Raw genomic sequence first — 13547 nt, 5'->3', positions numbered from 1 at the left:
GGTCTCACCTCCTCGACGGGTCGCGATCACCGCGACGCTAGCACGACGCCACCGAGCATGAGCAGGGGATTTTGCCGAACGTCGCTCCGCCACCGCGTCCTCGGCATGGTCGACCCGCTCGTCACGGCGATCCGGAGAATCCGGGAGCGGATGTGTTGCGGCATTCCGAACGGCGCACCGTGGATTCCTCGGCGACTTTCTTCTCCGTTCACCGACGCTCTCGAAAAAGACCGACGGCACGATTCTCCCGCCGCCGGGAACAGGCCGCTGCGCCACCCCGGCAAGATCGAGCAGATCTGGAGAAGCGCGCACTGTCGCCCCTCAGTAGCGTCGAACCCGACGGCAGACACACCACGAAGGGGAATCGCGATGACCGGCACCACGAAGTCGACGACAACCAGCAAGGCCTACGAAGGCTTCTCGGCCGAGGAACGTGCGGCGATGAAGGAGCGCGCCAAGGAGCTCAAGGCGTCCGCGAACCGGGCCGAGGCGGAGAAGGCCCAGCTCGAGAAGATCGCGGAGCTCTCCGAGCCGGACCGTTCGATGGCCTCGCGGATCCACGAGCTCGTCGCCGAGCACGCGCCCGCGCTCGCGCCGAAGACCTGGTACGGGATGCCCGGCTGGGCCAAGGACGGCAAGATCCTCTGCTTCTTCCAACCCGCGGAGAAGTTCGGTGCGCGTTATCCGACCTTTGGCTTCAACGACGTGGCACAGCTCGACGACGGCACCCTGTGGCCCGTCGCGTACGCGCTCACGGAGCTGACGCCGGAGAACGAGGCGACGATCGCGGACCTCGTCAAGAGGGCGGCGGGCTGAGTCGAACGGTCACGGGCGCCGCGGCGAGGGCATCGGTGCAGGTCAGGAGCCTCAGAAATGGCCTCTGACCTGCAACGATGTCCTCAACGAGCGGTTGGTCCGGGGGAGTGGCAGGCAGGATTCGGGCGACGGGCGCGCACCGTACGGGCCTGCTGCAAAGCCTCCATGCCTCTCGACATCGCTCTGGTCGAGGTGACGCAGCGAGGAACGAGATCGCGCCACACGACCCGGACGGCCTTGGCCACGGCCTGTGGCGATGGCAGCGGGCCCGTCCGGCGGTGCGTGGCGAGCCGACGGCCGATGCAGGCCGAGGTCGCCCCGTACGCAGGTCTCGTGCTGACGTAGTCGGAGAGCAGCTGAGCGACGAGCTGCGTTCGTCGTACGCGGCGCGGCGCCGCATGTCACACCATCGACGAGATCCTCGGGCGCGCTGCCCACTGGGCGGCAGCGCGACGCCGGAGCCGTGCTTCGCGGGTGACCAGCACGCGGGTGCACCAGCGCGTCCTCAGCCACTCTCAGCCCCTCCGAAGCAACGCCGATAATGTATATTATGTCATTACGACGTTCGGACCACACCCCTCTCGACTGCGCACGGCCCGTCGGAAGCGGCTGATCTCGCGCAGATTCGGAGTCGTCACGCCACCCCAGAGCCGCCCACGTCTCGCCGGCGCTGCATCACAGGAGCCGGTCGCAGGCTCCCTCCATCGCAAGGGCGTCAGTCAGGAGCGCCCGCCGAGACCTGGAGTCGAGAATGAGCTCAGGACCGTTCGTGGCGACGCGTCCCGTAGATCCTGCAGGAACCTTCGGTTCGCCCAGACGCCCTGTATGCAGCTCGGGCGCCTCGGCCGCTGCCCGTGCGGCACGTGCTGCGCTCGTGGTGACGCTCCTGGCGACCGTCCTCGCAGTCACGGCACTGACGGCCGTCCTCACGGCGGTCGTCGCTGTCGTCACGGCGCCGTGGTGGGCGTATCGCTTGTGGCTGGCCCCGCTTCTCGACCGGTCCCCCTCCAGGGCCGGCGCCCTGCCGCCCGCCATGACAAGGCGAGCCGAGCAGCGGGCCGTCGCGTCGCCGTCGGGCATCTGAGGACACGCGGCACGACCTCTTTCGTGATGCCGCAGCACTGCGATACGCTCCTTCAATTGGGACATACACGACAAACCATTGTGTTTAGCACAACACCGTGGTGAGACCTCGTGACCTCGACCCTCGACCGCTCGCGGTCGTGTCAGTGGCGCCCCCTATGCTCCGGATGTCCGGTCTCGTCCCGTCCTCAGGAGCTGTTCGGTGGTCGCCCCTCCCCGCCTACGCCGCGTCACCGTCGCCGAGGCGGTCTCCACGTACCTCTCCTCCGTCTCGGCGGAGACGCTCCGTGGCGTCCTCTCCCCCACGACCCAGCGCAACTACGAGCGTGACCTGCGGGAGTTCTCCTCCCTCGCGGGCCCCGAGACCGTCCTCGACGACATCACCGGTGCCGACATCGACGACTTCCTCCTGCGGTACCAGATCACTCCGGACGGGCGATACACCGACCCGCGGACCAAGCCCGACGGCCCGGGACGGTCGGCCGCGACCGTCAACCGGTTCCGCCAGTCGATCTCCCGGTTCTTCACGCACGCGGCCCGCGACGGGTGGGTCCAGGCCGACCCGATGCAGTGGGCCGCTCCCCCGGCCCGGCTCCGTGGCGGCCTGCGCGTCGCCCGCACCGCGCTGTCGGCGACGGCCGCGCAGGCGCTCCTCGTGACCGCGAGCACCAAGCCGCGACCGGCCGGCGCCTCGGCATCCACCGCGACGGGCAGCGCCGGGCACCCGCGTCCCGACCACGACCTCGCCGTGCGGGACCGCCTCATCATCGCGCTCCTGCTGATCCTTGGCCCACGAGTCTCGGAGGTCGCCCGCGCGGACGTCGACGACTTCGTCCGCGAACCCGACCAGACCCGCTGGCGCATCAAGGGCAAGGGCGGCACGGTGCGCACCGTCAGCCTGTCCGAGCCCCTCGCACGGGCGCTCGACGAGTACCTCGCTGCGCTCCGGCCCTCGCTCCTGGCACGCAGGCCGGGCGACGCCGATGCCGCCCGGGCCCTCCTGCTCACCTGGCGGGGCCGACGCATCGACGCCCAGGCGATCCGCGCGCTGCTCAACCGGTGCGTCGCCCGCATGCCCGAGGAGTACCGCCGGGCAGCGACCCCCCACGCCCTGCGGCACACGACCGCCACGCTCCTCGTCGCGCAGGGCTGGGACGTGAAGGTCATCGCCGAGCTGCTGGGGCACGCGTCGATCGCCACGACGGGCGTCTACCTCGACCGGATCGAGGGTGAGCTCGCGGCCGCGATCCGTTCCCACCCCCTGTCGACCGGGCTGCCAGCGGAGATGGGCAGCGAAGGACTCCTCGAAACGGACATAGACGGAGAAAACGTCGCTCCCAGGGCGTGACGTGACGGCCTGGTGACCGCAACGGGCAAAGTCACCCCATTTCTCCGGGTGCTCTCGGCGACCTGAGGCTACGGTGAGCAGGTGCGCCCCTCGAAGACCTCTCCCGTCCAGCTCGCCCGAACGGTGATGGCCCGCGCAGCAGTGCTCGCGGTCGCGGTCCCCGTGACCGTCGCGACCGGGCTGGTGATCGCCGACGCCATCCGCAAGCGACGCGTCACCGACCCCAGCAAGTTCCCCCGCTCCGCCCCGGCCGAGGCGAGCATCGGCGAGACGACGACGACGATCTTCACCTACGGTGACGACCTCTACCGTGAGATGCTCGCGGCGATCCGCGGGGCCAAGCGGCGCATCATGCTCGAGACGTACATCTGGAAGGGTGACGACCTCGGCAAGGAGTTCAAGGACGCGCTCGTCGAGGCGACCGAGCGCGGCGTCGAGGTCTTCGTGATCTACGACGGCTTCGCGAACCTCGTCGTCCCCCGCGAGTTCCTGACGTTCCCCGAGCCGATCCACGTGATCCGCTACCCGGTCTTCCGCCCCGGGGTCCTGGTGCTCAACGTCCGCAAGTCGGGCCGTGACCACCGCAAGATCCTCGTGGTCGACGACGAGATCGGGTTCGTCGGCGGGTACAACATCGGCGCCATGTACGCGACGCAGTGGCGCGACACCCACATCCGGCTCGCGGGGCCGTCGACCTGGGAGCTGCGCAACGCGTTCGTCGACTTCTGGAACTCGAACCGCAAGCCGGGCCAGCCGCGTCTCGAGGACCCGGGGTCACGGCTGTGGCTGCCCGAGCTCCGCGCGGCCCGCAACGCCCCCGCCCACCTGGTCTTCCCGATCCGTGGCATCTACCTGGACGCGATCGACCGGGCGTCCGACCACATCTACATCACGCAGGCCTACTTCATCCCCGACCGCGAGATCCTCGACGCCCTGCTCATGGCGGCCCAGCGCGGTGTCGACGTCCGCGTCCTGGTCCCCGAGCGCTCCAACCACGTCGTGGCGGACTGGCTCTCCAAGGGCCTCTACACGACCCTGCTGCGCGGCGGTGTGACCATCTGGCTCTACAAGGACGCCATGGTCCACGCGAAGACGGCGACGATCGACGGTCGGTGGACCACGATCGGCACGGCCAACATCGACCGTCTCAGCCTGACCGGGAACTACGAGGTCAACCTCGAGATCGTCGACGCCGGCATCGCGGCGCAGATGGAGAAGGTCTACGACGTCGACCTCAGCAACTGCCGCGAGCTCACGCTCGAGGAGTGGTCCGGACGGTCGCTCGCGGCGAAGCTCGGCGAGGTCGCGCTCGCGCCGCTGCGGCCGCTGCTGTAGGTCGGCTCCCGCACCACCTACTCCCGCGTGGCGTCCGCGACCTCCTCCTCGGGGCGCGGAGGGACGGTCTCGTCGACCTCGATGGTGGGCACCTCGTCGAACTCGGGGTGCTCGCGCAGGATCGCGTCGGCGACCGCCTCCGGGTCGCGGTGCGGGACGGGCTCGTGGGTCATGGTCTGCTCCTCGCCTCTCGGGGTGACGTCGAGATGCCCGCCCACCTCGAGCGGGCGGTAGTCGTAGGTGCCGCCGGTGCGTCCCTCGCCGAACAACCGGTGGACCAGGGCGAGGCCTGCCGGGGACAGGATCGCGTCGTGGATCGGGATCATGGTCCGAGGGTCGAGCGAGCGGACGAAGTCGATGCCCTCGGCGATCTTCATCCACGGTGCGGCCACCGGTGCGAGGAGGACGTCGAGGCGGTCGTCGGTCAGGGGCGGGCTGAACGAGTCACCCGGGTGGTACGTACGTACCCCGTCGCCGGCCACCAGGTAGGTGACGTTGGTGACCCGTGGCACGTCCGGGTGGATGAGCGCGTGCTGCCCTCCCCCGACCAGCACCGAGAACGGCCCGATCGTCAGGACGTCGCCTGGCTCGACGACCTGGAACCGTTCGCCGTCGGGCGTCTCCCCCAGTCGGTCGAACGCTGCCTCCGGTCCGACGACGCGCAGCTCGGGGTGCATCCCGAGTGCGGCGCGGACGGCGCCGACGTCGAGGTGGTCGGGGTGCGCGTGCGTCACGAGCAGCGTCCCGGGGCTGACGAGCGCCGCGGCGGTGTCCGCGAATGTCCCAGGATCGAAGGTCAGGGTGGTCGCCGCGTGCTCGAGCGCGACGCAGGAGTGGCCGTGGAACGTGATGCGCATCTGTCGCCTTCGGTGGGGTGGCTGAGGGTGGTTCCAGTGTGCCGCGCGGCGGGGCGTCGCGCCGGGCCGGGTCAGGGGGCGAGCAGGAGGTCGACCAGACGCTGGGCGGCCGCGTCCGTCCGCTCCAGGTCACCCGTGACGAGGCGGTCGAGCAGGAGCCCCTTGAGGCCGGACGTGAGGAGCGTGGCGTCGATGCGGGCGACGTCGGGCGAGCGCCCGTCGGCGACCAGGAGGCGCTCGACGTGCTCGACCCACGTGGTCACGGCGTCCTGGGCGATCGCGTGGTGCGGGCTGCCGTCCTCGAGGGACGTCGTGAGCACCTGGAGCATGAGCGTGAAGTGTCCGGTGTGGGCGGGGTCGGTCATGCCGACCCACGCCGATCGCGCGGTGATGCGCGGGTCGGTGGTCTGGACGGCGTCGAGCGCCGCGATCATGCGTCGACGGTGCTCGACGAGCACGGCCTCGAGCAGGGCGTCCCGAGTCCCGAAGTAGTGCACGAGCATCCGGGCGCTCGTGCCGAGCGACGGAGCGAGGGATCTCAGCGTGAAGCCGCTGAGGCCCGTGGCCTGGAGGTGGTCGAGCGTGCCGGAGACGAGCTGGGCGCGTCGCTCTTCGTCGGGGGTGCGTGACACGGTGACTCCGGCTGGGGGTTGACGACGGGACGGTGCGAGCCTACGTTGACCACATGAGTGTAACGCGTGTTACAGGTAAGGCGAACGCCTCGACCCGCACCAGGCACGGCTCCCCCGCCCCCCGCTGGACCGCAGCCCTCGTGACCGGCGGAAGCTCCGGCGTCGGGCTGGCGCTGGCCCGCCGCCTCGTCGCGGACGGCACGACCGTGCTCGTGTGCGGGCGCGATCCCGGCCGCCTCGCGGACGCTGCGGCCCAGGTCCCCGGCCTGCGCACCCTGGTCGCCGACCTCTCCCACCCCGACGACGTCGCCCGCCTCGCACGCACGGCGGCCGACCTGCCCGGCCTGGACCTCGTCGTGCACAACGCGGCCGTCCAGCTCGACCGCGACTGGGTCGTCACGCAGCGTCCCGGGGCGACGGGCCCCCTCGTGCGGGATGCTGCCGCCGAGCTCGCCGCCGACCTCGGTGCCCCGCTGCACCTGACCGCGTACCTCCTGCCGGTTCTCGCCGAGGCCCCGCGCGCGGCGGTCGTCGCCGTCACGTCGGCGCTCGGGACCGTCCCCAAGCGCTCCGCGCCCGTCTACTGCGCGGCCAAGGCCGGGCTGAGCGCCTTCACCACGTCGCTCGGGTACCAGCTCCGTGCCACGGCCCCGCACGTCCGCGCGATCGAGGTCGCGCTCCCCCTCGTCGACACCGCGATGACAGCGGGCCGCGGGGCACGCAAGATCACGCCCGACGCCGCCGCTACCGCCATCCTGTCCGCCCTCGCCGGGCGCAGGGACAGGGTCCACGTCGGGGCCGTGAGGCACCTGCTCGCCATCCATCGCGTGGCACCCCGCCTTGCGGCGCGGATCGTCGCCGACTGACGACTCGCCCACGGACGACGGCGGGGGGGGGGGGGGGGGGGGGGCCCCCCCCCCCCCCCCCCCCCCCCCCCCCGACTGCTGCGCCTCCAGGCCGTCGCCCGGGCACGTTCGTCACACGATGACGAGCACCAGGTCCCCGCCCTCGAGCTGCTGGACCGCGGCGATCGCGACGCGCTGCACGGTCCCGCCCACGGGGGTCGTGATCGCGGCCTCCATCTTCATGGCCTCGACCGTCGCGACAGTCTGCCCCGCCTCGACGACATCCCCCTCGTGCACGACGGGCGTCACGGCGCCCGCGAAGGGAGCGGCGACCTGGCCCGGTGCGGCAGGGTCGGCCTTCTCGGCGAGCGACGCGTCGACCTCGATCGAACGGTCCCGCACCTGGAGCGGACGGAGCTGACCGTTGAGGGTGAACATGACGGTGCGCATGCCCCGCTCGTCAGGGACACCCACGGCCTCGAGGCCCACGAGGAGCTTGACGCCACGCTCGAGCGAGACCTCGACCTCCTGGCCGGGCGTGAGCCCGTAGAGGTAGGCCTGGGTGCCCAGGACGGACACGTCGCCGAACGCCGCGCGCGTCGTCTCGTAGTCCTTGGTCGGGCCGGCGAACAGCAGGTGGTTGAGGCGGTTGCGGCGAGCGGCCGAGTCGCCGTCGAGGTCCGCCTGGTCCTCCTCGCCGAGCGGCGTCACGGGTGTGCGCACGACGCGCCCCGCGAGAGCCTTGCTACGGAACGGCTCGGGCCACCCACCGGGCGGGTCTCCGAGCTCCCCGCCCAGGAACGCGATGACCGAGTCGGGGATGTCGTAGTCCTGGGGGTTCTCGGCGAAGTCCGCCGGGTCTGCGCCACGGGCCACGAGCTGCAGCGCCAGGTCACCCACGACCTTCGACGACGGGGTCACCTTCACGAGGCGACCGAGGATGCGGTCGGCCGCGGCGTACGTGGCCTCGATCTGCTCGAACCGGTCGCCCAGTCCGAGCGCGATGGCCTGCTGGCGCAGGTTGGAGAGCTGCCCGCCGGGGATCTCGTGCTCGTAGACGCGACCCGTCGGGCTCGAGAGCCCCGACTCGAACGGGGCGTAGAGGCGGCGCACGGCCTCCCAGTACGGTTCCAGGTCGCACACGGCGCGCAGCGACAGGCCCGTGTCGCGCTCGGTGTGCTCGAGGCCTGCGACGAGTGCGGACATCGACGGCTGGCTCGTGGTGCCCGCCATCGCGGCGCTCGCGACGTCGACCGCGTCGACACCAGCGGCCACGGCAGCCATGAGCGTGGCCATCTGCCCGCCCGACGTGTCGTGCGTGTGCAGGTGGACGGGCAGGTCGAACCGCTCGCGCAGCGCCGTGACCAGGCGCGCTGCGGCAGCAGGGCGCAGCAGACCAGCCATGTCCTTGATCGCCAGCACGTGTGCGCCGGCGTCGACGATGCGGTCGGCGAGCTCGAGGTAGTAGTCGAGCGTGTACAGGGACTCTGCCGGGTCGAGAAGGTTGCCCGTGTAGCACAGCGCGACCTCGGCGACGGCGGTGCCGGTCGCACGGACCGCGTCGATCGCCGGGCGCATCTGCTCGACGTCGTTGAGGGCGTCGAAGATCCGGAAGATGTCGACGCCCGTGGCGGCCGCCTCGCGGACGAACGCCTCGGTGACCTCGGTCGGGTACGGCGTGTAGCCCACCGTGTTGCGACCGCGGAGCAGCATCTGGAGGGCGACGTTGGGCATCGCCTCGCGCAGCGCTGCCAGGCGCGCCCAGGGGTCCTCGCCGAGGAAGCGCAGCGCGACGTCGTACGTCGCTCCGCCCCAGGCCTCGACCGAGAGCAGCTGCGGCGTCAGGCGAGCGACGTACGGGGCGACGGCGAGCAGGTCGTGCGTACGGACCCGGGTGGCCAGCAGGGACTGGTGGGCGTCGCGGAACGTGGTGTCGGTGACCCGGACGGCGGTCTCGGAGCGCAGCGCGCGAGCGAACCCCTCGGGTCCCAGCTCGAGCAGCTGCTGGCGGCTGCCAGGGATCGGCGCCACCGACAGGTCGAGGGCGGGGAGCTTGAGGGCCGGGTCGATCGCCCCCGTACCCGGCCCGTGCGGCCTGTTGACGGTCACGTCGCCCAGGTAGCTCAGGAGCCTGGTGCCACGGTCGGCGCTCTCGCGGGCGGCGAGCAGCTCGGGGCGCTCGTCGATGAACGACGTCGACAGGTTCCCCGCGATGAACTCGGCGTCCGAGAGGACTGCCTGCAGGAACGGGATGTTCGTGCGGATGCCACGGATGCGGAACTCCGCCAGGGCACGCCGGGCACGGCGCACGGCCGTCGGGTAGTCGCGCCCGCGGCACGTGAGCTTGACGAGCATCGAGTCGAAGTGGCCCGAGATCTCCGACCCGGCGGTCGCGGTCGCGCCGTCGAGCCGGACGCCGGCGCCCCCCGGCGACCGGTAGGCCACGATGCGGCCCGTGTCGGGGCGGAACCCGTTGGAGGGGTCTTCGGTCGTGATGCGGGACTGGAGGGCCGCGCCGTTGACGTGCACGTCCTCCTGGCGGATGCCCAGGTCCTCCAGGGTCTCCCCGGCCGCGATGCGCATCTGCGACGACACGAGGTCGATGTCGGTGACCTCCTCGGTCACGGTGTGCTCGACCTGGATGCGCGGGTTCATCTCGATGAACACGTGCTGGCCGGCCCGCTCCCCCACGGTGTCGAGCAGGAACTCGACCGTGCCCGCGTTCTGGTAGCCGATCGACCGGGCGAACTTCACCGCGTCGGCGCACAGGGCGTCGCGGATCGCCGGATCCAGGTTCGGCGCCGGGGCGATCTCGATGACCTTCTGGTGACGTCGCTGGACCGAGCAGTCGCGCTCGTACAGGTGGACGACGTTGCCCTGGCCGTCGGCGAGGATCTGCACCTCGATGTGGCGCGGGCGCAGCACGGCCTGCTCGAGGAACATGGTCGGGTCGCCGAACGCGCCGTCGGCCTCGCGCATCGCGGCGGCCAGGGCTTCAGGCAGGTCCTCGCGCCGGTCGACGCGGCGCATGCCGCGCCCACCACCCCCGGCGACGGCCTTGGCGAAGATCGGGAAGCCGATCTCGTCCGCGGCGGCGATGAGCTCGTCGATGTCGGCAGAGGGCTCGCTCGACGCCAGGACCGGGATCCCCGCTTCCTTGGCAGCCTTGAGCGCGCGCACCTTGTTGCCTGCGAGCTCGAGCACCTCCGGGGGCGGCCCGACGAACGCGATGCCCGCCTGCTGGCAGGCCCGGGCGAGGTCCGGGTTCTCGGACAGGAAGCCGTAGCCGGGGTAGATCGCGTCGGCGCCCGAGTCCTTGGCGACGCGCACGATCTCCTCGATGTCGAGGTAGGCGCGGACCGGGTGGCCCTCCTCACCGATCCGGTACGCCTCGTCCGCCTTCAGACGATGCTCGGAGTTCCGATCCTCGTAGGGGAAGACGGCCACCGTCCGGGAGCCGAGCTCGTACGCCGCGCGAAACGCTCGAACCGCGATCTCCGCGCGGTTGGCGACCAGAACTTTCGAGAACACCAAGTACCCCATCCGTCATCGTGGGTCGAGCACGGGACACTCGCGAGAAGAGGTCCACGCACCCGCTCGTCACGGGCGCCGCTCCGGCGCGAGCCGGGGACGTCCAGAGGCGATCTTCGCACGGCCACCCGCGCAGGACGTCACCGGAAGGGGGCGAGCGGGAGAAAAGGTGCTCATCGCCACGGGCCGGCCGGCCGCGAGCCCGGACAGGAGGGGACCTCGCTGAGGGCGGGGTCCTGTGGTCTCGGGCGCCTCTGCGGCGCGGGGTGCGTCAGCCTGCGCTTCGTGCCCGACGGCGGAGCTCGAGCTCGTCCTCGGTCGGGGCCCCCGGGGTCTCGTCGTCACCCAGGGACTCTGCCGGCATGTCGCTCAGCGTCCCCTCGACCTCGCGCCAGACACGGCCGACCGCGATGCCGAACACTCCCTGGCCACCCTGGACCAGGTCGACGACCTCGTCCGGGGACGTGCACTCGTACACGCTCGCACCGTCGCTCATGAGCGTGATCTGCGCGAGGTCGTTCACGCCGCGCTCACGCAGGTGCTCGACCGCAGTGCGGATCTGCTGCAGGGAGACCCCGGTGTCGAGCAGTCGCTTGACGATCTTGAGGACGAGGATGTCCCGGAAGCCGTAGAGCCGGTGCGTCCCCGAGCCGGAGGCGGAGCGGACGGTCGGCTCGACGAGGCCGGTGCGGGCCCAGTAGTCCAGCTGCCGGTAGGTGATGCCCGCGACGCGGCACGCCGTGGGGCCACGGTAGCCGGTGGTGGTGTCGTGCTCGGTGATGTCCTCGCCGAACAGCAGTCCCTGGGCCGCGTGGGAAACAGGAGCCCCCGGCTCCGCTCCAGCTCTGCCGCTGCTGTTCACTGTGCCTCCAAGGATGATGTGGACTCCACGCTAGGCCCGGGGCCGGGGAGCGTCAACGACCGGGACCTCGGGAGGGTGAGCGTGTCGCGTGAACCACCCGCCGTCGTCCCCTGCGGCCCCCCTGACAACGGCGCCCTACCACTTGTCCCAGTTTAGTCCGAGATGACCCCTTTGCCATCATGGGCGACGGGCACGCACGACCTGCGTCCGTGACACGGCACTGCTCGGAGCATGATCGCACGGCTACCGCTCCCCCGGCCCCTCGCCGGGTTCCGGCGGCCCGAAGTCCTCGGGCGAGACATGCTCGAGGAAGTCACGAAACTCTGCCACCTCCCGCTGCTGCTCGGGGTCGACGATCTCCACCCCTGCGAGGGCGATGATCTCCGCCGAGCACATGACGGGACTGTCCGTGCGCACAGCCACGGCGATCGCGTCCGACGCCCTGGCATCGACCCGGACCCCCGTGCTCAGGACCATCTCGGCGAAGAAGATCCCGTCGTCCAGTGCCACGATCTCCACCCGCAGCAGGCCCACGTGCACCGCTTCGAGGACATCTCGGAGCAGGTCGTGCGTCATCGGCCGGGGTGCCGTCAGGTGCGCCTGAGCCATCGCGATCGCGCTCGCCTCACGAGGGCCGATGATGATCGGGACGACCAGCTCGGCCGCGGGATCGAGGAGCAGCACGACGATCTCCTGCCCTGCTCCCTGCTGCTGGCGCACGCCGAGCACCTCGACCGGGACCATCGGCACCTCGTTGCTCACCCGTCCACCGTACGACGGCGGGCGCCGTCCGTCAGGAGGAGGCGCACGGAGGGTCCCGCACCACCTGTCCGCAGGGCCGAGCCGTCCAAGGGACGTGCGGGCGCGACTCAGGTCGTGAGGTCCCCCACGCCCTGGCGGAGCCACACGGTGTGCAGCTTCGCGAAGAGCTCCCCGACCTCACCGGCGAGGGCTCCCGCATGGGCGCGCGCCGACGAGGACTGCTGGCTGCGCCACGGGGCGACGACCTGCTCGACCAGGCCCACGTGGCGGTCCGCCGACGTGCGCAGCAGGCGAAGGTGGCGCGGCTCGATCCCGTACTCGCCGAGCGCTGCCGCGAGCTGGACGACCTCGAGGGACCACGCGTCGAGCTGTCCTCCCGGGGCCTGACGAAGGACGCCGGCCGAGATCAGCCCCTCGACCAGCGAGACGTCCACCCCCGCAGCGCTCGCGAGCGACTCGACGGTGTATCGCTGCCGAACCGTCGTGGTCTCGGTCTCGCCGTCGCTCGCAGCCAGCCGGAGGGCCGGGTTCTCGACCACCTCGCCCGCGTCGAGCGCCGCGAGGTTCTCCTTGATGACCTTGAGCGGGAGGTATCGGTCGCGCTGCTCGAGCAGGACGTACCGCAGCCTCTCGACGTCCGCCGGGCAGTACTGCCGGTACCCGGACGGCGTCCGCTCGGGGTCGATGAGCCCCTGCTCCTCGAGGAACCTGAGCTTCGAGTGGCTCACGCTGGGGAACTCCGTGCGCAAGGCACGCAGGACGTCCGAGATGCGCATCGTCGCGCGCCGCGAGATGCCCTGAGGCCAGGGTTCGGCGGACTGCTCGACGTCGTCCTCGTCGGTCGATCGTGCGGTCAGCGCACCTGTGCCGTCGAACCGGTTCTCGTGCCCCCACGGGGAGCGTGCCGGCTGGTTCACGGGTGCTCTGCCGCGCCTTCCGCCGACCCCACGGTCTGCCCGAGGACCGGGCTCGTGTAGAAGGTGAGGCGGTACTTGCCGATCTGCACCTCGTCGCCGGTGACCAGGGCCACGGCGTCCACGCGGTTGCGGTTGACATAGGTCCCGTTGAGCGAGCCGATGTCACGCACGACGAACTGGTCGTTGTCCCGGACGAACTCCGCGTGCTTGCGCGAGACCGTGACGTCGTCGAGGAAGATGTCCGCGTGCTCGCTCCGGCCGGCGACGGTCCGCTCGGCGTCGAGGAGGAAGCGCGAGCCGACCGAGGGGCCACGCTGCATCACGAGCAGCGCCGAGTGGCGGGGCAGTGCCGAGATCGCTGCCTGTTCCTCGGCGGTCAGACCACCGGGCTGCGCACCCTCTTCGATCGGCAGCTCGATCCGCCCGAACGTGACGGTCGTGTCGCTGCCTCCCCGGCGTGGCTCCGCAGATTCACCTGGAGTGGTCATCTCGCCTCCTCGGGAGTTCTTTGACGCATTCAGAGCAAAATGCGTGGGTACGGAAAGGTGCTGCACGCTCT

12 protein-coding genes are annotated in these 13547 nt (G+C 71.1%); 5 read left to right on the top strand and 7 right to left on the bottom strand.

The features are described 5' to 3' along the window. The first annotated feature begins 369 nt into the window (after positions 1-369). From WFH32_RS10290 to WFH32_RS10275, 4 genes are all read left to right on the top strand, one after another. On the top strand, positions 370-816 hold the full coding sequence (locus tag WFH32_RS10290) for an iron chaperone (protein WP_336707284.1): 447 nt from the start codon (positions 370-372) through the stop codon (positions 814-816). Between the two features lie 751 nt (positions 817-1567). Next, positions 1568-1900, top strand: a complete 333-nt coding sequence (locus WFH32_RS10285; protein ID WP_336707283.1) for a hypothetical protein — start codon at positions 1568-1570, stop codon at positions 1898-1900. Between the two features lie 201 nt (positions 1901-2101). Beyond that, positions 2102-3247: a tyrosine-type recombinase/integrase gene (locus WFH32_RS10280; RefSeq protein ID WP_336707281.1), complete on the top strand. Its 1146-nt coding sequence runs from the start codon at positions 2102-2104 to the stop codon at positions 3245-3247. An 81-nt stretch (positions 3248-3328) separates the two neighbouring features. Then, complete coding sequence (locus WFH32_RS10275) at positions 3329-4582, top strand: phospholipase D-like domain-containing protein (protein WP_318244187.1); 1254 nt, start codon at positions 3329-3331, stop codon at positions 4580-4582. A 17-nt stretch (positions 4583-4599) separates the two neighbouring features. On the opposite strand, the gene WFH32_RS10270 is transcribed toward WFH32_RS10275, so the two are convergent. Next, entirely contained in the window at positions 4600-5439 is an 840-nt protein-coding gene (locus WFH32_RS10270) for an MBL fold metallo-hydrolase (protein WP_336707279.1), read from the bottom strand. 71 nt (positions 5440-5510) lie between these two features. Next, positions 5511-6071 (bottom strand): TetR family transcriptional regulator, encoded by a 561-nt coding sequence (locus WFH32_RS10265; RefSeq protein WP_336707277.1) that lies wholly within the window; start codon positions 6069-6071, stop codon positions 5511-5513. 53 nt (positions 6072-6124) lie between these two features. Between WFH32_RS10265 and WFH32_RS10260 the strand changes: the two genes are divergently transcribed. Continuing rightward, a complete protein-coding gene (locus tag WFH32_RS10260; RefSeq protein ID WP_336707275.1) occupies positions 6125-6937 on the top strand; it encodes an SDR family NAD(P)-dependent oxidoreductase in 813 nt (270 codons plus the stop codon). Positions 6938-7048: 111 nt separating this feature from the next. Here the strand turns inward: WFH32_RS10260 and WFH32_RS10255 are convergent, their stop codons facing one another. The 5 genes from WFH32_RS10255 to WFH32_RS10235 all read right to left on the bottom strand — a co-directional run bounded on the left by WFH32_RS10255 (position 7049) and on the right by WFH32_RS10235 (position 13476). Continuing rightward, a complete protein-coding gene (locus WFH32_RS10255) occupies positions 7049-10447 on the bottom strand; it encodes a pyruvate carboxylase (RefSeq protein ID WP_336707445.1) in 3399 nt (1132 codons plus the stop codon). Positions 10448-10718: 271 nt separating this feature from the next. Further along, positions 10719-11309, bottom strand: a complete 591-nt coding sequence (locus tag WFH32_RS10250; protein WP_138824416.1) for a MerR family transcriptional regulator — start codon at positions 11307-11309, stop codon at positions 10719-10721. A 243-nt stretch (positions 11310-11552) separates the two neighbouring features. Further along, positions 11553-12071 (bottom strand): bifunctional nuclease family protein, encoded by a 519-nt coding sequence (locus tag WFH32_RS10245; protein WP_371415754.1) that lies wholly within the window; start codon positions 12069-12071, stop codon positions 11553-11555. Between the two features lie 107 nt (positions 12072-12178). Further along, entirely contained in the window at positions 12179-12988 is an 810-nt protein-coding gene (gene ftsR, locus WFH32_RS10240) for a transcriptional regulator FtsR (protein WP_318244188.1), read from the bottom strand. Beyond that, the gene (locus WFH32_RS10235) at positions 12985-13476 is read right to left on the bottom strand and encodes an FHA domain-containing protein (RefSeq protein WP_191796890.1); all 492 of its coding nucleotides are present in this window, start codon (positions 13474-13476) and stop codon (positions 12985-12987) included. Before WFH32_RS10235 ends, ftsR begins: the two co-directional genes overlap by 4 nt. Positions 13477-13547: the final 71 nt, after the last annotated feature.

It is taken from the genome of Oerskovia sp. USHLN155, assembly GCF_037145535.1.
GTDB lineage: Bacteria > Actinomycetota > Actinomycetes > Actinomycetales > Cellulomonadaceae > Oerskovia > Oerskovia rustica.
Note: the sequence above shows the minus strand (reverse complement) of the source record. Positions and strands in the feature narration are given on the sequence as shown.

Excerpts from the sequence above, each read along its gene's own strand:
- WFH32_RS10290 (WP_336707284.1), top strand. The coding sequence starts at position 370 with ATGACCGGCACCACGAAGTCGACGACAACCAGCAAGGCCTACGAAGGC.
- WFH32_RS10235 (WP_191796890.1), bottom strand. The coding sequence starts at position 13,476 with ATGACCACTCCAGGTGAATCTGCGGAGCCACGCCGGGGAGGCAGCGAC.
- WFH32_RS10270 (WP_336707279.1), bottom strand. The coding sequence starts at position 5,439 with ATGCGCATCACGTTCCACGGCCACTCCTGCGTCGCGCTCGAGCACGCG.
- WFH32_RS10285 (WP_336707283.1), top strand. The coding sequence starts at position 1,568 with ATGAGCTCAGGACCGTTCGTGGCGACGCGTCCCGTAGATCCTGCAGGA.
- WFH32_RS10260 (WP_336707275.1), top strand. The coding sequence starts at position 6,125 with ATGAGTGTAACGCGTGTTACAGGTAAGGCGAACGCCTCGACCCGCACC.